The 19,719-nt window shown below is 71.6% G+C and carries 19 protein-coding genes and 1 tRNA gene; 10 read left to right on the top strand and 10 right to left on the bottom strand.

Annotated features, from left to right (window positions below; genetic code table 11):
* Nucleotides 1-317: 317 nt before the first annotated feature.
* The 3 genes from rdgB to murI are packed head-to-tail and all read right to left on the bottom strand — an operon-like array spanning nucleotide 318 to nucleotide 2,538.
* Entirely contained in the window at nucleotides 318-935 is a 618-nt protein-coding gene (rdgB, locus tag BM288_RS10240; protein WP_318255483.1) for an RdgB/HAM1 family non-canonical purine NTP pyrophosphatase, read from the bottom strand.
* Entirely contained in the window at nucleotides 932-1,690 is a 759-nt protein-coding gene (rph, locus tag BM288_RS10235; RefSeq protein WP_318255482.1) for a ribonuclease PH, read from the bottom strand. Before rph ends, rdgB begins: the two co-directional genes overlap by 4 nt.
* Nucleotides 1,691-1,701: 11 nt before the next feature.
* Nucleotides 1,702-2,538, bottom strand: a complete 837-nt coding sequence (gene murI / locus BM288_RS10230; RefSeq protein WP_092918511.1) for a glutamate racemase — start codon at nucleotides 2,536-2,538, stop codon at nucleotides 1,702-1,704.
* 97 nt (nucleotides 2,539-2,635) lie between these two features.
* Here murI and BM288_RS10225 point away from each other — a divergent pair, with 97 nt between their 5' ends.
* From BM288_RS10225 to BM288_RS10210, 4 genes are read left to right on the top strand one after another with little or no spacing between them, the layout of a single operon-like run.
* Nucleotides 2,636-3,448: an ABC transporter ATP-binding protein gene (locus tag BM288_RS10225; RefSeq protein WP_092919064.1), complete on the top strand. Its 813-nt coding sequence runs from the start codon at nucleotides 2,636-2,638 to the stop codon at nucleotides 3,446-3,448.
* A gap of 30 nt (nucleotides 3,449-3,478) precedes the next feature.
* Complete coding sequence (locus BM288_RS10220) at nucleotides 3,479-4,123, top strand: ABC transporter permease (RefSeq protein ID WP_092918509.1); 645 nt, start codon at nucleotides 3,479-3,481, stop codon at nucleotides 4,121-4,123.
* The gene (locus BM288_RS10215; protein WP_092919063.1) at nucleotides 4,120-4,833 is read left to right on the top strand and encodes an ABC transporter permease; all 714 of its coding nucleotides are present in this window, start codon (nucleotides 4,120-4,122) and stop codon (nucleotides 4,831-4,833) included. The genes BM288_RS10220 and BM288_RS10215 overlap by 4 nt, the downstream gene beginning before the upstream one ends.
* Nucleotides 4,830-5,780 (top strand): ABC transporter substrate-binding protein, encoded by a 951-nt coding sequence (locus tag BM288_RS10210; RefSeq protein WP_318255480.1) that lies wholly within the window; start codon nucleotides 4,830-4,832, stop codon nucleotides 5,778-5,780. Before BM288_RS10215 ends, BM288_RS10210 begins: the two co-directional genes overlap by 4 nt.
* An 87-nt stretch (nucleotides 5,781-5,867) precedes the next feature.
* Here BM288_RS10210 and BM288_RS10205 read toward each other — a convergent pair whose 3' ends face one another.
* Entirely contained in the window at nucleotides 5,868-6,413 is a 546-nt protein-coding gene (locus BM288_RS10205; protein WP_092918507.1) for a GNAT family N-acetyltransferase, read from the bottom strand.
* 86 nt (nucleotides 6,414-6,499) lie between these two features.
* Here BM288_RS10205 and BM288_RS10200 point away from each other — a divergent pair, with 86 nt between their 5' ends.
* A complete protein-coding gene (locus BM288_RS10200; RefSeq protein WP_092919061.1) occupies nucleotides 6,500-7,789 on the top strand; it encodes a nicotinate phosphoribosyltransferase in 1,290 nt (429 codons plus the stop codon).
* A 42-nt stretch (nucleotides 7,790-7,831) separates the two neighbouring features.
* Here the strand turns inward: BM288_RS10200 and BM288_RS10195 are convergent, their stop codons facing one another.
* Nucleotides 7,832-8,125, bottom strand: coding sequence for a DUF3039 domain-containing protein (locus BM288_RS10195; protein ID WP_092918505.1), 294 nt, complete (start codon nucleotides 8,123-8,125; stop codon nucleotides 7,832-7,834).
* Between the two features lie 35 nt (nucleotides 8,126-8,160).
* Between BM288_RS10195 and BM288_RS10190 the strand changes: the two genes are divergently transcribed.
* The gene (locus BM288_RS10190; protein ID WP_177220349.1) at nucleotides 8,161-9,060 is read left to right on the top strand and encodes a hypothetical protein; all 900 of its coding nucleotides are present in this window, start codon (nucleotides 8,161-8,163) and stop codon (nucleotides 9,058-9,060) included.
* Here BM288_RS10190 and BM288_RS10185 read toward each other — a convergent pair.
* Entirely contained in the window at nucleotides 9,057-10,466 is a 1,410-nt protein-coding gene (locus BM288_RS10185; protein ID WP_177220348.1) for a S1C family serine protease, read from the bottom strand. The two genes, BM288_RS10190 and BM288_RS10185, sit on opposite strands and share 4 nt — an antisense overlap.
* Before the next feature lie 64 nt (nucleotides 10,467-10,530).
* On the opposite strand from BM288_RS10185, the gene BM288_RS10180 reads away from it, so the two are divergent.
* Nucleotides 10,531-11,739 (top strand): aminotransferase class I/II-fold pyridoxal phosphate-dependent enzyme, encoded by a 1,209-nt coding sequence (locus BM288_RS10180; RefSeq protein WP_092918501.1) that lies wholly within the window; start codon nucleotides 10,531-10,533, stop codon nucleotides 11,737-11,739.
* A gap of 57 nt (nucleotides 11,740-11,796) precedes the next feature.
* On the opposite strand, the gene BM288_RS10175 is transcribed toward BM288_RS10180, so the two are convergent.
* On the bottom strand, nucleotides 11,797-12,606 hold the full coding sequence (locus tag BM288_RS10175) for a nitrilase-related carbon-nitrogen hydrolase (RefSeq protein ID WP_318255478.1): 810 nt from the start codon (nucleotides 12,604-12,606) through the stop codon (nucleotides 11,797-11,799).
* A gap of 73 nt (nucleotides 12,607-12,679) precedes the next feature.
* On the opposite strand from BM288_RS10175, the gene BM288_RS10170 reads away from it, so the two are divergent.
* The gene (locus BM288_RS10170) at nucleotides 12,680-12,985 is read left to right on the top strand and encodes a thiamine-binding protein (protein ID WP_092918499.1); all 306 of its coding nucleotides are present in this window, start codon (nucleotides 12,680-12,682) and stop codon (nucleotides 12,983-12,985) included.
* Entirely contained in the window at nucleotides 12,982-13,668 is a 687-nt protein-coding gene (locus BM288_RS10165) for an AIM24 family protein (RefSeq protein ID WP_092918497.1), read from the top strand. Before BM288_RS10170 ends, BM288_RS10165 begins: the two co-directional genes overlap by 4 nt.
* Before the next feature lie 227 nt (nucleotides 13,669-13,895).
* Here BM288_RS10165 and BM288_RS10160 read toward each other — a convergent pair.
* The 3 genes from BM288_RS10160 to BM288_RS10150 form a co-directional block, all read right to left on the bottom strand.
* Nucleotides 13,896-13,969, bottom strand: a tRNA-Met gene (locus BM288_RS10160).
* Between the two features lie 63 nt (nucleotides 13,970-14,032).
* Nucleotides 14,033-17,008, bottom strand: a complete 2,976-nt coding sequence (locus tag BM288_RS10155; RefSeq protein ID WP_318255477.1) for a UPF0182 family membrane protein — start codon at nucleotides 17,006-17,008, stop codon at nucleotides 14,033-14,035.
* Between the two features lie 53 nt (nucleotides 17,009-17,061).
* Complete coding sequence (locus BM288_RS10150; RefSeq protein ID WP_092918495.1) at nucleotides 17,062-18,198, bottom strand: YlbL family protein; 1,137 nt, start codon at nucleotides 18,196-18,198, stop codon at nucleotides 17,062-17,064.
* Nucleotides 18,199-18,218: 20 nt separating this feature from the next.
* On the opposite strand from BM288_RS10150, the gene BM288_RS10145 reads away from it, so the two are divergent.
* Nucleotides 18,219-19,655 (top strand): zinc-dependent metalloprotease, encoded by a 1,437-nt coding sequence (locus BM288_RS10145; protein ID WP_092918493.1) that lies wholly within the window; start codon nucleotides 18,219-18,221, stop codon nucleotides 19,653-19,655.
* The last annotated feature ends 64 nt before the right edge of the window (nucleotides 19,656-19,719 follow it).

Here is a 19,719-nt window from a genome sequence, read left to right as displayed (position 1 = left end):
ATCCCGCACGACGTTCTTTCGGCATACCGAAATCATGGCACACCGCGGCCGCCGCGGCCACGCACGAGCGCTCGGCCCGGTGCAATCGAGCGGCCCCATACAGCGATGGACCCGTTCGAGATTCGGGGACCTGCTCTATCGGGACCTGGAATCTCGAAAAGGTCCAGGCTTCGGCAAGCAGCGGGCAGCGGGCAGCAAGCGGCATGCAGCAAGGAGCGGGCAGCGGGCAGCGGCAGCGGCAGCGGCAGCAAGCCCCGCACGGCTGCGAGCCCACACGGCTGCGAGCCCCACACGGCCGACCGCCAGGCGGCCGCCGCTCAGCCCGCCTGAATGCGCTCCGCCAGGGCAGTGAACGCGATCCGGCGGTGGCTCAGTGCGTCCTTCTCCTCGGGGCTCAGCTCCGCCGAGGCCCGTCCCCCGCCGTCGTGCGGGACGAAGATCGGGTCGTACCCGAATCCGCCCTCGCCACGGGGCGCATCCGCGATCTCGCCCTTCCACTCGCCGCGCACGGCCAACTCGCCGTCAGCGTCGACCCACGCGGCCGCGCAGACGAACTGCGCAGCCCGATCGGCGGACGAGCCCAGGTTCGCCAGCAGCAGCTCGAGGTTGTCGCGATCGTCGCGGGTGCCGGCATAGCGGGCCGAGTGGATGCCAGGGGCGCCGCCGAGCGCGTCGACCTCGATGCCCGAGTCGTCGGCGAGCGCCGGCAGCCCGGTGTGCGCGTGCGCCGCGCGCGCCTTGATGAGCGCGTTGGCCTCGAAGCTCTCGCCGTCCTCGACCGGCTCAGGGCCGTCGTAGGGCAGCAGCTCGACGCCGGGCAGCAGCGGGGCGAGGATGCGCGCGAGCTCCTCGACCTTGTGCGCGTTGTGGGTGGCGACGACCACCTGCAGGCCGCCGCCGACGAGATCGAGGCCCATCGAGCCGGTGATGCTCATGCGCCGCCGCCCAGCGGCGCCGCGAGCGCCGCGGCCTGCAGCTCGGTCAGCGTGGCGGTCCCAGCGAGCGCGAGGTCGAGCAGCCGGTCGAGCTCCGAGCGGTCGAAGGGTGCGCCCTCGGCGGTGCCCTGCACCTCGATGAGCAGCCCTCGCCCGGTGGCGACGACGTTCATGTCGGTGCCCGCGCTGACGTCCTCGACATAGGCGAGGTCGAGCATGGGCTCGCCGCCCACGATGCCGACCGAGACGGCGGCGACCGAGTCGACGAGCGGCTTGGCGCTCTTGGGCACGCGCCCTTCGCCCTGCGCCCACGAGATCGCGTCGGCCAGCGCCACGAAGGCGCCGGTGATCGCGGCGGTGCGGGTGCCGCCGTCGGCCTGCAGCACGTCGCAGTCGACCGCGATCGAGAGCTCGCCGAGTGCCTTCATGTCGACACCCGCGCGCAGCGAGCGACCGATCAGGCGCGAGATCTCGTGCGTGCGGCCGCCGACCTTGCCGCGCACGCTCTCGCGATCCATGCGCTCGTTCGTCGAGCGGGGCAGCATCGAGTACTCGGCCGTCACCCACCCCTTGCCCTTGCCCGACATCCAGCGGGGCACGGTGGGCATGACGGATGCGGTGCACAGCACGCGGGTGCCGCCGAAGGAGATGAGGGCGCTGCCCTCGGCCTGCTGACTCCAGCCGCGCTCGATGGTGACCTCGCGCAGCTGGTCGAGCTGCCTGCCGTCCTTGCGCGTGATACCTGCTGCAGCCAATGCCGCCTCCTTCAGTCGGTGCGACCGGGCAGGGTGATGACCCCGGTCTGATGGAACTCCACGTGGGTGACCTCCGGCCCGAGGAAGCGCCGGGCGAGCCGCAGGAACGGCTCCTGCGCCTCGGTCGTGGCCTCGAACTCGTAGGTGGGTGCCGCTCTCGTCGCCGCCAGCATGCCGCGGTCGCTGAGGATGCGGTACACGTCGGCGGCGGTCTCCTCGGCGCTCGAGACCAGCCGCACGTCGGCACCGGCGACGTAGCCGATCGCGCCGGCGAGCAGCGGGTAGTGGGTGCAGCCGAGCACGAGCGTGTCGAGATCCTCGGCCAGCAGCGGCTCCAGGTAGCGGTGCGCGGCCTCGAGCACCTCGTGGCCGGTGGTGACGCCTGACTCGACGAACTCCACGAAGCGCGGGGCGGCCGCAGCGGCCACGTGCGGCACGCCGGCCTCCGCGAACGCGCGCTGGTAGGCGCCGGAGCCGATGGTGCCGGCGGTGCCGATCACGCCGATGCGGCCGGAGCGGCTCTGCGCCACGGCCGCCCGCACGGCGGGGTGGATGACTTCGACGACGGGGATGCCCATGCCGAGCTCGTAGCGCTCGCGCGCGATGTCGAAGGTGGCGGCGGAGGCGGTGTTGCAGGCGATCACGAGCATCTTCACGCCCTGCGCGACGAGCGTGTCGAGCACGTCGAGCGCGAGGTGCCGCACGTCGTCCTGCTCGCGCGGGCCGTAGGGGCCGTTCGCGGTGTCGCCGATGTAGGCGATCGACTCGGCAGGCAGCTGGTCGATGATCGCGCGCGCCACGGTGAGCCCGCCGACGCCGCTGTCGAAGACTCCGATCGGGCGCTGCACGTCGGCAAGCCTAGTCGCGCCGCCGCCGCCGGGTCGGAGCGCGATGTGGGACGCACCCGGTATCGTCGGCCTTCCCGACGACCGGGAGGAGCCCCGCGTGATCGAGTTCGACGCCGTGCACAAGGAGTATCCCGACGGCACCGTCGCCGTGGAGCGCTTCAGCCTGATCGTCCCCTCGCATCGCGTGGTCGCCCTGGTGGGCTCCTCCGGCAGCGGCAAGACGACGCTGCTGCGCATGGTCAACCGCATGGTCGACCCCTCCAGCGGCACGGTCTCGATCGACGGCGTGGACGTGCGCTCGATGGATCGCGTCAAGCTGCGCCGCTCGATCGGCTACGTGCTGCAGGCCGGCGGCCTGCTGCCCCATCGCAGCGTCGCCGACAACGTCGCCACCGTGCCGGTGCTCGAGGGCCGCAGCCGTCGGCAGGCGCGGGCGGATGCGCTGGGCCTGCTCGAGCGCGTCGGTCTCGACACGGCGCTCGCCGACCGCTACCCGGCGCAGCTCTCCGGCGGCCAGCAGCAGCGCGTCGGTGTCGCCCGCGCGCTGGCCGCCGACCCGAACATCCTGCTCATGGACGAGCCATTCGGCGCCGTCGACCCGATCGTGCGCGACCAGCTGCAGGCCGAGATGCGCGCGCTGCAGGCCGACATCGGCAAGACCATCGTGTTCGTCACGCACGACATCGGCGAGGCCTTCGCGCTCGGCGACGAGGTGGTGGTGCTGCGCACCGGCGCCGAGATCGCCCAGCAGGGCGCGCCGGCCGAGATCCTCGCGAACCCGGCCGACGACTTCGTGGCCAGCTTCGTGGGTGCCGGCACCGCCCAGCGCACCCTGCGCATCCGCCAGGTCGACGGCCGCGACGTGGTCGTCGACGGCGACGGCCGCCCGACCGGGGTGCTCGAGCGATGAGGACGTCGACGCGATGAACGGCGCAGCGCGGTGAACTGGCTGAGCCAGAACCTCCACATCGTCGGCCAGCTGCTGGCCGACCACCTGTTCCTGTCGATCCCGCCGATCCTGCTGAGCCTGCTGATCTCGGTGCCGCTCGGGCGCCTCGCCGCCGGCAGCCCGCGCCTGCGCACGCCCCTGCTCACCGGCACAGGGCTGCTGTACGCGATCCCCTCGCTGCCGCTGTTCATCATCATCCCGGCGCTGTTCGGCTTCTCGCTGCGCTCCCCCGCGACCATGATCACCGCGCTGACGCTGTACGGCTGCGCCCTGCTCGTGCGCGGTGCGGCGGATGCGTTCTCGTCCGTCCCGCAGGACGTGCGGCTGGCCGCCGCGGCGACCGGGCACTCCCGCTGGGGCTTGTTCTGGACGGTCGAGCTGCCGCTGGCCGGCCCGGTGCTGCTCTCGTCGCTGCGAGTGGTGACGGTCTCGACCGTCAGCCTCGTGACGGTCGGCGCCGTCATCGGCATCTCGAGCCTGGGGACGCTCTTCACGGACGGCTTCCAGCGCAACATCGACGCCTCCATCGTCACCGGCATCGTGCTCACCGTCGTCGTCGCGTTCGCGCTCGATGCGCTCTGCGTGCTCGCCGCGCGGTGGGCGATGCCCTGGCAGCGGGCGGTGAGCCGAGCGTGAACCTGCTCATCGAGGCGGTGCAGTGGCTGCTCGACCCCGCCAACTGGGGGGAGCCGAACGCGCTCGGCATGCGCATCCTCGAGCACCTGGCGTTCTCGGGCGCCGTCGTGCTCGTCGCGGCCGCCATCGGCATCCCGGTCGGCACCCTGATCGGGCACACCGGCCGCGGCCGCGGCGCGATCATCGCGATCACGAGCGGCGCACGGGCGCTGCCGACGCTCGGCCTGCTGACGATCTTCGGCCTCTGGCTCGGCATCGGGCTCGAGGCGCCGTTCCTGGCGCTGCTCGTGCTGGCGCTGCCGCCGGTGCTCGCCGGCGCCTACGCGGGCGTCGAGTCGGTCGACCGCGCGACCGTCGGCGCTGCGCGCGCCATCGGCCTGACCGAGCGGCAGATCCTGACCGGGGTCGAGCTGCCGCTCGCCGCGCCCGTCATCGTCGGCGGCCTGCGCTCGGCGGCGCTGCAGGTCATCTCCACCGCGACGCTCGCCGCCTACATCTCCGACACCGGGCTCGGCCGTCCCCTGTTCCTGGGGCTGAAGACGCAGCAGTACGAGATGATGCTCGGCGCATCCATCCTCGTGGCGCTGCTCGCGCTCATCGTCGAGCTGTGCTTCCAGCTCGTCCAATCCGCGGCGGCCCGCCGCGCCGAACCACAGAACGGTCGCCAGCACCGTGCGCACTCAGGTGCGCGAGAGAGGATCGAAGCATGAACAGCACTCCCGGTCGCGCCGCGCGCATGCGACGCACAGGACTCACCCTCGCCGCAATGGGCACCGCCGCGGCGCTGCTCGCCGGCTGCTCGAGCGCCGACCCGCTCGACGACGGCGACTCGGCACCGCCCTCTGACGGCGACAGCACCACGCTGGTCGTCGGCTCGCAGGACTACTACTCGAACGAGATCATCGCCGAGCTCTACGCCCAGGCTCTGGAGGCCGACGGGTACACGATCGACCGACAGCTGCGCATCGGCCAGCGTGAGGTGTACATGCCCGAGATCGAGTCGGGAGCGATCGACCTGTTCCCCGAGTACTCGGGGCCGCTGCTGCAGTACTGGGAGGACGAGCCCGCCGAGCGCACCAGCGACGAGGTCTACGACGCGCTGGTCGAAGCCGCTCCCGAGGGGCTGACGATCCTCGATCAGGCGCCCGCGACCGACCAGGACTCCTACGTGGTCACGCGCGAGTTCGCCGAGGCGAACGACCTGACCACCGTCGCCGACCTGGCGAACGTCGAGGAGCCGCTCACGATGGGCGCGAACTCCGAGGCGGAGACGCGCCCGAACGGACCGCAGGGTCTCGCCGAGGTCTACGGCATCGAGGTGGGCTTCACCCCCATCGAGGATGGCGGCGGCCCGCTCACGATCCAGGCGCTGCGCGACGGCGACATCCAGCTCGCCATCGTCTACACCGCCGACCCGACGATCGCCCAGAACGACCTCGTCGTGCTCGAGGACACCGAGGGACTCTTCCTCGCTTCGAACGTGGTGCCGATCGCAAGCGACCGCGTCGACGACGCGGCCCAGGCGACCATCGACGAGGTGAGCGCGGCGCTGACGGCGGAGGCGCTGATCGGCCTCAACCGCCAGAGCGTCGAGGAGCAGTCCCCGGCAGCCGACATCGCCCAGGCATGGCTCGAGGAGCAGGGCCTGCTGGGCTAGCCGGTCACCGGGGTCTCGTGACGCGCGCGGCCTCCGGCCGCGCGCTCCTCGACCTTGCGGCCTCCGCGCTCACCACAAGGGTGAGCGCTACGGCCGCAACATCCGGTGCATGGGGATGCTGCCCCAGGTCGGGCCGGTCTCGACCTGCTCGTCGAGGTGACGGAAGCCGCGCCGCTCGTAGAACCGGGCGGCACGGTCGTTGCCGTCGATGAGCCAGAGGTAGTGGGGGCGCTCGTCGACGACCGCCTCGAACAGCGCGGCGCCGAGACCGCTGCCGTGCATGTCGGCGTGCACGTACAGGCGGTCGAGCTCGCGCGCGGCCGGCGGGGGCACGAGGCCCAGCTCCCGCTCCCACGCCGCGGGCGCCGCGCTGGTGGCGGCGATGCCGACGATCCGGTCGCCCTGCCAGGCGATCTGCCGCACCGCCTCGCGCCCGGCCGGATCGCCGAAGGCGCGCGCGAGCCCGACGACGTTCGCCTGCGCGAGCCCGCGGACGCCGAAGTCCTGCGGCAGCCGGCCCGCGTAGGTGCGCTGCTGCTCCTCGACCAGGAACATCGCCCAGGCGGGCGCGTCCTGCGGGGTCGGCTCGCGCAGCTCGACGCCCTGCGGCAGCTCTCTCGCACGATTCGGCACCCGGCAACGCTACCGGCACGTGCCCGCCGAGGCGACGCAGCGCATCCGCTCGTCGTAGGCTGGCGCGCGTGACCGACACCGCGCTCATGACCGACCGCTACGAGCTGACGATGATCGATGCCGCCATGCGCAGCGGCACGGCGTTCCGGCCCTCCGTCTTCGAGCTGTTCGCCCGCCGCCTGCCCGGCGCCCGCCGCTACGGCGTCGTCGCCGGCACCGGCCGCTTCCTCGAGCGGCTCGCCGAGTTCCGCTTCGGCGAGGACGAGCTCGCGTACCTGCGCAGCAACCAGGTGGTCTCCGCCGAGCTCATCGACTGGCTCGCCGACTACCGCTTCACCGGCGAGATCCGCGGCTACGCCGAGGGCGAGCTGTACTTCCCCGGCTCCCCCATCCTCGTCGTCGAGGGCTCCTTCGCCGAGGCGGTGATGCTCGAGACCGTCGCCCTGTCGGTGCTGAACTACGACTCGGCCGTCGCCAACGCCGCGACCCGCATGTCGCGCGCCGCCAGGGGCCGCCCGATCGCGGAGATGGGCTCGCGCCGCGCCAACGAGGAGGCGGCCGTGGCCGCCGCTCGCGCCGCCTACATCGCCGGGTTCTCCGCCACCTCGAACTTGGCCGCCGGCTCCCGCTGGGGCATCCCCACGATGGGCACCGCCGCGCACTCCTTCACGCTGCTGCACGACTCCGAGGCGGCCGCCTTCCAGGCGCAGATCGACGTGCTGGGCGTCGAGACGACGCTGCTGGTCGACACCTACGACATCGAGCAGGGCATCCGCACCGCCATCGAGGTCGCCGGTCCCGGCCTCGGCGGCATCCGCCTCGACTCGGGCGATCTGGCAGAGGTCGCAGGCGAGGCCAGGGCGCTGCTCGACTCGCTCGGCGCCACCGGCACCCGCATCACCGTCACCAGCGACCTTGACGAGTACGCCATCGCTGGCCTGCAGGCGAGCCCCGTGGATGCGTACGGTGTCGGCACCAGCGTCGTGACCGGCTCGGGCGCACCGGCGGCGGGCATGGTCTACAAGCTGGTCGCCCGGCAGGGCGACGACGGCGAGTGGGTCGGCGTCGCGAAGCACTCGGAGAACAAAGCCTCGAAGGGCGGCGAGAAGGTCGCCGTACGCACCCTCGAGCACGGCATCGCCGTCGAGGAGACGGTGCTGCTGAGCGCCGACGGCACCGTCGCGGCGGAGGCGGCGGCGCGCGGTCGCTCGCTACAGGTGCCGCTGGTCGCCGGCGGCGAGATCGATGCGCAGTGGCTGGGCGCCGCCGGCGTCGAGGCTGCGCGCGAGCGCCACGCGGCGTCGGTGGCCGAGCTGCCGGCCGACGCGCACCGCCTGGCGCGCGGCGAGCCGGCGCTGCCGACCGTCTTCCGCTGAGTCGGCGGCCCGCGACGTGCCGCCGCCCCCGCCTCCACCGCGCTACTTGTCGCGCATCTTCTCGTAGATGTCCTTGCAGGTGGGGCAGATGGGGAACTTCTCCGGGTCGCGGCCCGGCGTCCACTTCTTGCCGCACAGCGCGCGGACGGGCTTGCCCGACAGCGCCGACTGCAGGATCTTCTCCTTCTTCACGTAGTGCGAGAAGCGGTCGTGGTCGCCGTCCTCGACCGACTCCTCGTTGAGCAGCTGCTCGAGCTCGCGGTCGAGCACGTCGGTGCCGCCGCCGGCGCCGATCGTGCCCGGTCCGGAAGTCTCAGGTCCTGGCGTGGTCGTCATGCCACCATGATCCCACGACGAGGAGGGGGAGATCGATGGGTGAACTGGAAGCGAACGAGGATCTCGGCTGGCTGGTGAAGACGCTCGAGGGCATCCTGGGCGTGCAGCGGCCGCTGGTCGTCAACCACCTGCGCTCACTGCGCCGCAAGCAGCCGGACCTCACGCCCGAGCAGATGATCAAGCGGCTCGAGAAGCAGTACCTCGCCGCTGTCTCCACCGGCGGCGCCGCGGTCGGCGCCACCGCGGTCGCGCCCGGCATCGGCACCGCCGCCGCACTCGGCCTGACGGTCGCTGAGACGGTCGGCTTCCTCGAGGCGAGCGCGTTCTTCGGCCAGGCCGTCACCGAGGTGCACGGCATCGCCGTCGAGGACGAGGAGCGGGCCAAGGCGCTCGTCATGGGGCTGATGCTCGGCACCGGCGGCCAGTCGCTCGTGAAGCGCGCGGCTGAGCAGGCCATCGGGCGCGGCGGCATGCCCGGCAATGCCTACTGGGGCAAGCTCATCACCTCCGCCATGCCGGCCGGCGCCTTGGGGCAGGTCGTCGACATGCTGCGCCGCGCCTTCCTGCGCCGCATGGCGCGCAACACGGGGGCCTCGATGGTCGGCCGCGCCATGCCGTTCGGCATCGGGGCCGTCATCGGCGGCGTCGGCAACAACATCCTCGGTCGCCAGGTCGTGAAGTCGGCACGAGAGGCCTTCGGACCCGCGCCGCTGCAGTTCGACGCCAACCTCGCCCCGCGCATCAAGGAGGTGCGGCCCAGCCTGGGCTCACGCATCCGCGAGGCACGTGAGATCGAGCGCGAAGGGCTCGGCGGCGGCCTGCGGCGATTCCGCGCTCGTCGGAGCGGGGAGGGCGACGAGCCCGAGCAGCCGAACGGCGCGCCGCCGGCGCAGGATGCACCGGGCGACGCGCCGAGGGACGACCCGCGCGGCTAGCTGAGCGCGCCGAGCGTCACCTGCGCCTCCGCCTCCTGGCCGCCCCGCTGGTAGGTGACGGTGACCTCGCTGCCGGCGGCGTGCGAGCGCACCTGCGCGGTGGCGTCGACCGCGCCGGTGACCGGCTGCCCGTCGATCTGCGTGATCACATCGCCCGCCTGCAGCCCCGCCTCTGCGGCAGCACCACCGTCGCTGATCTCCCTCACCTGGGCGCCGACCGTGCCGACGGATGCGTCGGTGACGTCGCTGACAGTGGCTCCGAGCAGGCCGTGGGTGGCGGTGCCGTTCGAGATGATCTCCTCGACGACGCGCTGCACCAGGCTCGACTCGACCGCGAAGCCGATCCCGATCGAGCCGGCCGTCTCGCCCTCCGACGCGCCCATACTGGCGATCGCCACGTTGACGCCCATCAGCTGCCCGGATGCGTTGAGCAGGGCGCCGCCCGAGTTGCCTGGGTTGATCGACGCATCCGTCTGCACGACCGGGATGGAGATCTCCTCCGGCGCGGCCTGCGCGCCGTTCTGCTGCCAGAAGCCGAACGGCGACTGCTGCGACTGTTCCTGGTCGGCGTCCTGCGGTGCGGCGCTCGAGGCGATGCGCAGACCGCGGTCGACGGCGGAGACGATGCCGTCGGTGACCGAGTTCGACAGGCCCAGCGGCGCGCCGATCGCGATCGCGGTGTCGCCCACGCGCACGTCCTCGCTGGAGGCGAAGGTGATCACGGGCAGATCGGCGTCGACCTTGATGACGGCGAGGTCGACGATGGGGTCGGTCCCGACCACCTCGGCGGCGAGCAGCCGGCCGTCGCTGGTCTCGACCGTGATCTGCGCGTCCGAGCTCTGGCCGCTGAGGGTGACCACGTGGTTGTTCGTGACGATGTAGCCGCCCTCCGCGACGGCCACGCCGGAGCCCTCGCCGGAGCCGGTGCCCGAGACCGCCTGCACGGTGACGACGGATGGGCCGGCGGCGGCGGCGACGTCGGCCACGGTGCCCGGGTCGGAGACGGCCTCGGCAGAGGTGCCTTCCTGGTTCGAGCCGTCGCCGCCGGGGGCCGACTGCGTCTGCGGCTGCTGCTGGTTCAGCGCCAGCACGCCCCCGCCGAAGCCGGCCGCGCCCCCCAGCAGGCAGGCGGCGACGACCGAGGTGACGACCAGGCCGGTGCGACGGCGCGGCTGCGGCGCCTGCATCGTCTGCGTGGCAGCGGGTGCGCTCATCTGCGGCGCCGACGCCTGCTGCCAGTGCTGCTGGTACGGCCGCGGCGGCTGCACTCCGAGCTGCTGCGCCGAGGGCTGCTGGGCCGGCTGCTGGTACTGCTGGGGCGAAGGCTGCTGCGGCTGCCGCTGCATGGGGTTCGGCACGCTGTCGTACGGGTTCGTCATGACTCCCAGCGTGGCAGTGGAACCCATGCGATTCCTACGCGATGCCGATGTCGACCGTTCGGAACTTGGCAGAAGCAGGTAGCGTCGGAGCATGGAGCAGGCACCCTGGCAGCGAACCGCACAAGGCGCAGGTCTGCTCGGCGCCGACGGTCGGCTGGCGCCGACGATCTTCGCCGAGATGACCGCGCTCGCCACGAAGACCGGAGCCCTCAACCTGGGGCAGGGCTTCCCCGACGAGGACGGCCCGCGCGCCGTGCTCGACGCCGCGAAGCACGCGATCGACCACGGGCGCAACCAGTACGGGCCGGCCCGCGGGGCGCAGGAGCTGATCGACGCGATCATCGAGCACCAGCGCCGCTTCTACGGCATCGGGCTCGGCCGCGGCGACGTGCTGGCGACCGCCGGCGCGACCGAGGCGCTGGCCGCCACGATGCTCGCCTACTTGAACCCGGGCGACGAGGTGGTTGTCTTCGAGCCCTACTACGACGCCTACGCGGCGGTCGCCGCGCTGGCCGGCGCCGTGCTCGTGCCGGTGCCGCTGGCGGCGCCCGACTTCGAGCCCGACATCGACCGGCTGCAGCGTGCCACCAGCCCGCGCACCAGGATGATCATCGTCAACTCGCCGCACAACCCGACCGGCTCGGTCTTCAGCGAGGAGACCATGCGGCACATCATCCGGGTCGCCGAGCGCCGCGACGCGATCATCGTCACCGACGAGGTCTACGAGCACCTGGTCTACGACGAGCAGCATGTGCCGCTGGCCTCGTTCGACGCCGCGCGCGAGCGGCTGGTCTCGATCTCCTCGGCGGGCAAGACCTTCTCGGTCACCGGCTGGAAGATCGGCTGGATCATGTCGACGCCCGAGCGCATCGCGCAGATCAGCGCCGTCAAGCAGTACATGACGTTCGTCAACGGCGCCCCCTTCCAGCCCGCCGTCGCGGTGGGGCTGCGGCTGGGCGACGAGCACTTCGACACCATCGTCGCCTCGTTCGCGCGCAAGCGCGACATCCTCACGCGGGGCCTGCGCAAGGCCGGCTTCACCGTGCACGAGGCCAATGCTGGCTACTTCGTGCTGGCGGATGCGGCGCCGCTGGGCGTCGAGGACGCCGCCGAGCTCTCCCGGCGGCTGCCGGAGCTGGTGGGCGTGGTCGGTGTGCCGCTCTCGGCCTTCGCACGGCCCTCCCGCCGCGACCTGCGCTCGACGATGCGCTTCGCGTTCTGCAAGTCGGACGACACGCTGCACGAGGCGGCCGCCCGCCTGGCGGGCCTCAAGGACGCCGCGCTACAGCCCACCGCCTAGCGTCGCGGCGGCCAGCCCCGCCGACGTCGCCCGGCTGACGCGGCCCGGCCGGACAGTTCACCCGATCCGGTACCGCCGATTGGCGAGCGAGGGATTGCGCGCACGCGTGCGCTCGGTCGCGGCCGGGTCGATCGGCGCGACCGCGATGCCCTCCTCGTCGCCCAGCGCGGCGAGCGGGATACCCATCGGGTCGACGATGAGCGAGCACCCGGCCGCCAGCGGCGGCGCCTGATCGGCGGCGACGACGTGCACGGTCGACTCGATCGCCCGTGCGGTTACGAGGGTCGTCCAGTGCCGCTCCTTCTGCGGGCCGCGCACCCACTCGGCGGGCACGACGACCACGTCGGCCCCCGCATCCACCAGCCTCCTGGTCGTCTCGGGGAAGCGCAGGTCGTAGCAGGTCTGGATGCCGATGCGCGTGCCGAAGGCCTCGACCACCGGCGTCTGCGCGGGGTCGCCGGCGGTGAGCCAGTCGGATTCGCGGCTGCCGAACGCGTCGTAGAGGTGCACCTTCCGGTACGCCTCGCGGATGCCGGAGGCGTCGACGGCGACGACCGTGTTGGCGACGCCGGCCTCGAGCCGCTCGACCAGGCCCGCGACCACGAGCGCGCCGTGGGTGGTCGCGCGCTCACGCAGCATCGTGACGAAGGGGCCGTCGAGCGCCTCGGCGGCGGCCGGCGCGGTCGCGGCGAGATCCTTCGAGCAGTGCTGCGAGTACTCCGGCAGCACGATCAGCCGCGCGCCGCGCGCAGCCGCCAGGTCGATCCAGCGCGCCGCAGCGGCGCGGTTCTCGCCTGCATCCTCCCCGGGCGCCCACTGCACGGCAGCCGCCAGCAGCATCCGCTCGTCTCCCCCGACCTCTCGCATGCCTCCACCCTAGGCGGCCGCCCTCGCGAACTCAGGCGCGGGATGCCAGGATCGGTGCGACGAAGGGAGCAGGATGCTCGTCGCATTCTCTGTAGCACCAGGCACCGCGGGCCCAGACGGCTCGGTGCACGACGCGGTCGCAGCCGCCGTGCAGGTGGTCCGCGACAGCGGCCTGCCGAACCGCACCGACGCGATGTTCACGACCATCGAGGGCGAGTGGGATGAGGTCTTCGCCTGCATCAGGCGCGCGACGGATGCGGTGCTCGCGCATGCGCCCCGGGCATCCCTCGTCCTCAAAGCCGACATCCGTCCCGGATGGACGGGCGAGCTCGACGGCAAGGTCGTCAGGCTCGAGCAGGCCCTGGAGGGGGAAGCATGAGATCAGAGCTGTTCGCCGCGGCGAACCAGGAGACCCAGTCGGCCGAGCGGTGGGTGAAGCAGTCGAGCAAGATGCTGCGCATCAACGTCTCCGGCGGCCGGGACGTGCTCTCGGCGAAGGGCGCGATGGTCGCCTACCAGGGCCAGATCGAGTTCCAGCACGAGGGTGCCGGCGCGGGCCGGATGCTCAAGAAGCTGGTCACCGGCGAAGGCGCCGCACTGATGCGGATGCGCGGAGAGGGCGAGGTGTTCCTGGCCAGGGACGCGGCGAACGTCTTCACCGTGCAGCTCGAGAACGAGGGACTGTCGGTGAACGGCAAGAACCTGCTCGCCTTCGACTCCGAGCTGCAGTGGGACATCAAGATGCTGCGCAGCGGCAACATCATGGCCGGCGGCCTGTTCAACGTCGAGGTGGGCGGCAACGGCACCGTCGGCGTCTCCTGCGAGGGCGAGCCGCTGCTGCTCGACTGCTCACAGCAGCCGACGTTCGTCGACCCGAACGCCGCCGTGTGCTGGTCGGCCGGGCTGAGCCCCAGCGTCGTGAACTCGATGAACATGCGCTCGCTGCTGCGCGGCGGCACCGGCGAGGCCTTCCAGCTCGCCTTCCACGGCCCGGGCTTCGTCGTCGTGCAGCCCAGCGAGGGCCGGCAGGAGCCGTCGGGCTCGAACGGCGGCGGCCGCTAGCAGCGCCCGCGACGCCCAGCGGCCGCGCTCACCGGCGCGTGCCGCGGGCGGCGTTGGCGACGGCGCGCACCTCGAACGGCTGGGCTGGCAGCAGCTGGCGGCACCGCTCGAGACCGCGAAGCCCATGCGCGCAGGCGCCGCCGTGCTGTGCGCGCGACAGTGCGGGAAACGCAGAAGAGACCCTCTTGCGAGGGCCTCTTCCTGTGCCGCAGTTCGCGGACTTCTTGTTGCGGGGACAGGATTTGAACCTGCGACCTCCGGGTTATGAGCCCGGCGAGCTACCGAGCTGCTCCACCCCGCGGCACAAGAAATGACTCTACCAGGGGCTGAGCCGCGGGGCAAATCGCTGCGGGGCTACGCGCTCCTACGGCGCCGAGGACTCCTCCGGTGCAGGTGTCTCCTCCGGCGCGGCCGTCTCCCCGGGTGCCGTCTCCCCCTCGATCTGCGCCGAGAGCTCGATCGCCTGCGCGAGCGCCGCGGTCAGCCGCTCGTCGGCCTCCGCCGCGGCGACCAGGTCGTTCTCGGCGTAGGCCGCCTGCCGCTCCTGCAGCGCCGTGCCCGCCGCCTGCACCGCGGCGTCCAGCTGCGCCTGCAGGCTGCCTTCCGGTGCGGGCTCCTCGCCCTCGCCGGCGCCCTCGCCCTCATCGGGATTCGTCGGGTCGACGCCCGAGTCGCCGGCCTCCGCTCCGGAGTCACCGCCGAACAGTGCGTCGAGCGCCTCATCCAGTGTGTCCTCGAAGGCGATGTCGTTGCCGAACGACACCAGGATCTTCCGCAGCACCGGGTAGGAGGTCGCACCCGTCGACTGCAGGTAGACCGGCTGCACGTAGAGCAGGCCGCCGCCGACCGGCAGCGTCAGCAGGTTGCCGTTGATGACCTCCGATGCGCCCTGGCGCAGCAGGTTCAGTTCACGCGAGACCTGGTCATCGGTGTCGAAGGTGTTCTGCACCTGACCCGGTCCTGGGATGGATCTGTCCTTCGGCAGCATCTGCAGGGTCAGCTGCCCGTAGGTGTCGGCGACCTCGCCGGCCGTGCCTCCCGCATCCGCGTTCACCGACAGGTAGCCGTAGAGCACGTTCCGCCCGTCGCGCGGGATGAAGGTGGAGTAGAGCGTGAACGCCGGGTCCTGCCCATCGACCGACATCGTCAGGTAGTAGGGCGGCTGCGTCGGAGCTGCCGCCTGCGTCGAGCCCTCGGTGGGGTCGGTGGGCGTCGCCCACTGGTCGTCGCCCGAGAAGAAGGTGTCAGGGTTGGTGACGTGGTAGTCGCCCAGGATCGAGCGCTGCAGCTTGAACATGTCTGCTGGGTAGCGCACGTGGCTCATCAGCTCGCCGGACATCTCGCTGATCGGTCGAATCGTGCCGGGGTAGATCTCGTTCCACGCCTGCAGGATCGGATCCTCGGTGTTCCACGCGTAGAGCGTGACGGAGCCGTCGTAGGCGTTCACCACCGCCTTGACCGAGTTGCGCACGTAGTTGATCACGTCGCCGATCGGCGGCGTCGGGTTCGTGGTGTCGGCGATGGCCTGCGCCACCGAGCGGTGCGACGAGTAGGGGTAGGTGGACGCCGTCGTCATGCCATCGACGATCCACACCAGCTGCTCGTCGACGACGGCCGGATAGGTGTCGCTGTCGAGCGTCAGATAGGGCGCGACCTCCGCGACGCGCTCCAGCGGGTCGCGGTCGTAGAGGATCTGCGAGTCGTCGGTGACCGCGTCGGAGAGGATGATCTGCTCCGACTGGAACTTCAGGGCATAGACGAGCCGGTTGAAGATGTTGTCGAGCGCCGGGCCGCCGTCGCCCGCGAAGGTGGTCTCGGCGTTGCCGGCTCCCTCGTCGCTCGAGAGCGGATAGTCGAGCTCGAGATCGGGCGCGCCCTCCGGGCCGCCGACGATCGAGTAGTCGGGCATCTCCTCGCCGAAGTACACCCGCGGCTGGTAGTCGCCCAGCTCGCCCGTGGTCGGGATGCCCTCCTGCAGGAAGACCGGCTGCCCCTCCGGTCCGCGCTGGTTGCCGTAAGCGGCGACCACGCCATAGCCGTGCGTGTAGACGATGTGGCGGTTGTACCAGTTGTCGTCGGCGAGGCCTGAGAGGTCGAGCTCGCGCACGGCGATGACCGTGTCCTGCGTCTGGCCGTCGATCTCGTAGCGATCGACGTCGAGCTGCTCCTGGAATCCGTAGTACTGGCGGTACTCTTGCAGGTTGGCGAAGGCGTCGGTCACGAGCGCGGGGTCGAGGATGCGGATGTTCGCGGTCGTCTCCGCGTCGGCACGCAGGGCGCCGGGCTCGGCGTCCGTGCGCGCATCCGACCGGGTCTCGACCATCTCGTCGACGCCCCACGCGGCGCGGGTCGCGTCGATGTTGCGCTGGATGTACTGCTGCTCCATCGACCGCTCGCTCGGCTCGACCTGGAAGCGCTGCATGATCGCCGGGTAGGCGACGCCGACGACCAGCGAGGCGGCGATGAGCAGCCCCGTGCCGACGATCGCGATGCGCCAGCGGCCGATGATCGCGGTGATGATGAAGAAGACAGCGACGAGACCCGCGATGCCGGCGAGGATCTGCGCCGCCGGGATCGACGCGTTGACCTCGGTCCAACCGGCACCCGTCGGGAGGAAGCCCTGCGAAGTCTGGGCGAGCGACGCGTACTGGCCGAGCCAGATCGACACGCCCAGCGCGAGCATGTACAGCGCGACGATGATGGCGAGCTGGATGCGCGCGGAGCGCGAGATGCGCACCTCGCGGCCCGTGACGCGGATGGCGCCGTAGAGGTAGGCGGTCGCGAGCGTGGCGACGCCGCTGATGAACAGCACCGCGAGGGCGAAGCCGACGATCTGCTGGTAGAAGGGCAGCTCGAAGATGTAGAAGCCGACGTCGAGGCCGAACTGCGGGTCGGTCTCGCCGAACGGGCGCCGGTGGAGCCACAGCTGGGCGGTCTCCCACTGCGAGGCGGCAGCGATGCCCGAGAACAGGCCGAGAGCGACCGGCGCGGCCCACATGACGAGCTTGCGCAGCGGCTCGACGAGCTCCTGGTAGCGATCGAGCTGCGAGTTGAGCTGCGCGTAGACGGGCCGCGACCGGAACGCGATCTGCACCGCGAGCGCGAGCGGCACAGCCATCGCGACGAAGCCGATCAGGAACATCACGACGATGGACACCCAGCGCGTCTGCAGCACCTGCACGAAGCCCAGCTGGTCGAACCAGAGGATGTCGGCGTAGAAGCCCGAGAAGAGCACGAAGGCGCCGATGATGGCGGCGACGATCAGGACCGTGATCAGCAGCGGCGAGGGGCGCTGCCTCCCGGTGGTCGCGGCGGTCGGTCGTTCGGCGTTGGCAGACACGTCGTATTGCTCCAGAAGCTATGCGGGCGGTGCAGCCATCGTATCCGTCGACCCTATGAGCTGGCGCCGCTCTCGCAGGTGGGCAGCGCCGCGGTGTCGGCGTTCATGGCGACCGTCTCGACGGCGGTGATCGCATCGTCGAGCGTGTCGACGGCGAAGACGGTCAGCCCGTCCGGGATGTGGCCGACGACCTCGGCGCAGTTCTCGACCGGCGCCAGGAAGTGCGTGGCGCCGGCATCGACCGCGCCGTGGAGCTTCTGCACGATGCCGCCGATCGGGCCGACGTCGCCGAGCGCGGCGATCGTGCCGGTGCCCGCCCAGGCCGTGCCGGCCGTCATGGCGCCGGGGGTGAGCTCATCGACGATGCCGAGCGCGAACATCATGCCGGCGCTCGGACCGCCGACGTTCGGCAGCTCGATGTCGACCTCGAAGGGGAAGGTGTACTCGTTGGACGCGTAGATGCCGACCAGCCGCTCGTCGCCCTCGACCAGCGGCGTGACCTCGAGCGTCATCGGCTCACCGCCGCGCTCGATCTCGAACTCCGTCGGGCCGTCGACGGCGGCGATGGACTCGCGGATCGACCAGACGTCGTACGGCGTGCGGCCGTTGACGCTCAGGATGCGGTCGTTCGGCTGCAGCACGCCGTCCGCCGGCGTATCCGGGATGACGCCCGCGACCCTGACCTCGCTGGCGACATCGTGGCCCTCGTGCAGCAGCGCAGCAGCGATGGCGGCTTGCTGCGAGTTGCGCATGTCGACCCGACCGGCTTCGTTCGACTGCTCGATCGTCTGCGACGGCGGGAAGGCGACGGACATCGGGATGATCGAGTCGGCCGGATCGAGATAGGCCTGCGCGACCTCCACCCAGCTGAGCGGGCGCTGCGGGTTGCCGAACCATGCGAGGGTCAGCACTCGCAGCTCGCCCTCGGTCGGGTAGGTCCGGGCGCCGCGGATCTCGATCAGCGGGCCCGCATCCGTCTGCCCCAGGGCGTCGTAGGTCGGGCCCGGCACCTCGACCACGTACGGCGAGGGCACGAAGGCGAGCCCCAGCGAGGCGAGCGCCGCTGCGGCGAGCGCACCCCAGCCCGCGCGACGAAGACGCCTCGGGCGGATGTCCGGGAAGCGGTGGTGCACCGGCTGTTCGCGGACGGCGGAGGGCTGGTTGGGCGGATTCCCGGCGGGTATGGACATGCTGCGGATAGCGTAGTCGCATGCCTGAGGACTCCGACGATCGGCTCCCCGAGGACGAGCTGCGCGAGATGCTGCAGCAGTTCCTCTCAGGGGAAGGACCCATCGATCCAGCCCGCCTCGCGGGTGCCGCGGGGATGCCCTCCGACCCCGCTCAGCTGCAGGCGCTGATGGCGCAGCTGCAGGCCGCGCTCGCGCGCACCGAGGACGGGATCGACTGGTCGGCCACGAAGCGCCAGGCCGCTGCGGTCGTGCAGCGCGACCCGGGCTCGGTGACGAGCGCCGAGCGCGAGGCCGTGCAGCAGGCAGCAGATCTGGCCGCCATGTGGCTGGGCGAGACGACCGAGCTCGGCGCCGCCACCGGGCTGACGATGCTGTCCCGACAGCAATGGGTCGACGCGACCATCCCGGTGTGGCAGGAGATGAGCGAGCCGGTCGCGAACAGCATCGCCAACGCCCTCACCCGGGCCATGCAGGAGCACGCGCCCGAGGAGGCGCAGGAGATGCTCGCCGGCGCCGAGAAGATCCTGCGCAACGTGGGCGGCACGATGTTCGCCATGCAGCTGGGCAATGTGGTCGGCCAGCTCGCCGGCGAGACCGTCGCCGGCGGCGACTTCGGCTTCCCGCTGCTCGAGGACACCGCCGCCCTGCTGCCGGTGAACCTGCGCTCGGCGGCCGAGGGCCTCGGGATCCCCGAGGACCAGGTGCGCATCTGGATGGCGGCGCGCGAGCTCGCCCACGCCCGTCTCTTCCACCACGCGCGCTGGCTGCGCCTGCATGTGCTCTCCTCCGTGCGCGAGTACGCCGAGGGCATCCACATCGACGTCGACCGGCTCGAGGAACTGGCCGAGTCCTTCGACCCGACGAACCCCGAGGAGCTGCGCGAGGCGCTCTCGAGCGGTGCGCTCATCCCGCCCAAGACGGCCGAGCAGCAGGAGGCACTCGCGCGCCTGGAGACCACGATCGCCCTGATCGAGGGCTGGGTCGACGCCGTCACGGAAGCCGCCACGGCACGACTGCCCAAGCGCGACGCGATCGCCGAGTCGGTGCGCCGCAAGCGAGCCACCGGCGGACCCGCCGAGAAGGCTTTCGGCACCCTCGTCGGCCTCGAGATCCGGCCCCGCAGGCTGCGCGAGGCCGCGGCGTTCTGGCGCACGGTGACGGATGCGGTGGGCGCGGAGGTGCGCGACTCGCTCTGGGATCAGCCCGACCTGATGCCGGGCTCCGACGACATCGACGACCCCTCGCGCGTGATCGCCAGGCTGCAGGGCGAGGGCGAGCTCGACGAGATGGACCTTGCGCTGCAGGAACTGCTCGACGACGCCGAGCGCGGTGAGCCCGAGGGTGACGAGCCCGAAAGTGACGAGCCGGAAGGTGACGAACCCAAAGGTGACGAGCCCGAAGGTGACGAGCCCGAGGGTGTTGAACCCGACGACGACCAGCAGCCCAAGCAGGGCTGACGCCCGCAGCCGCAGACCGACGCCCGAGACGGGCGTCGGCGCTGGCGTCGCGACGAAGCCCCGA

It is taken from the genome of Agrococcus baldri (genome assembly GCA_900114805.1).
GTDB lineage: Bacteria > Actinomycetota > Actinomycetes > Actinomycetales > Microbacteriaceae > Agrococcus > Agrococcus baldri.
This window is presented reverse-complemented; position numbering and strand designations above follow the sequence as displayed.

Bases quoted from the DNA above. Each gene is read 5' to 3' on its own strand.
- rdgB (WP_318255483.1), bottom strand. From the start codon at position 935: ATGAGCATCACCGGCTCGATGGGCCTCGATCTCGTCGGCGGCGGCCTG.
- BM288_RS10210 (WP_318255480.1), top strand. From the start codon at position 4,830: ATGAACAGCACTCCCGGTCGCGCCGCGCGCATGCGACGCACAGGACTC.
- BM288_RS10200 (WP_092919061.1), top strand. From the start codon at position 6,500: ATGACCGACCGCTACGAGCTGACGATGATCGATGCCGCCATGCGCAGC.
- BM288_RS10195 (WP_092918505.1), bottom strand. From the start codon at position 8,125: ATGACGACCACGCCAGGACCTGAGACTTCCGGACCGGGCACGATCGGC.
- BM288_RS10190 (WP_177220349.1), top strand. From the start codon at position 8,161: ATGGGTGAACTGGAAGCGAACGAGGATCTCGGCTGGCTGGTGAAGACG.
- BM288_RS10185 (WP_177220348.1), bottom strand. From the start codon at position 10,466: ATGGGTTCCACTGCCACGCTGGGAGTCATGACGAACCCGTACGACAGC.
- BM288_RS10180 (WP_092918501.1), top strand. From the start codon at position 10,531: ATGGAGCAGGCACCCTGGCAGCGAACCGCACAAGGCGCAGGTCTGCTC.
- BM288_RS10175 (WP_318255478.1), bottom strand. From the start codon at position 12,606: ATGCGAGAGGTCGGGGGAGACGAGCGGATGCTGCTGGCGGCTGCCGTG.
- BM288_RS10170 (WP_092918499.1), top strand. From the start codon at position 12,680: ATGCTCGTCGCATTCTCTGTAGCACCAGGCACCGCGGGCCCAGACGGC.
- BM288_RS10165 (WP_092918497.1), top strand. From the start codon at position 12,982: ATGAGATCAGAGCTGTTCGCCGCGGCGAACCAGGAGACCCAGTCGGCC.
- BM288_RS10150 (WP_092918495.1), bottom strand. From the start codon at position 18,198: ATGTCCATACCCGCCGGGAATCCGCCCAACCAGCCCTCCGCCGTCCGC.
- BM288_RS10145 (WP_092918493.1), top strand. From the start codon at position 18,219: ATGCCTGAGGACTCCGACGATCGGCTCCCCGAGGACGAGCTGCGCGAG.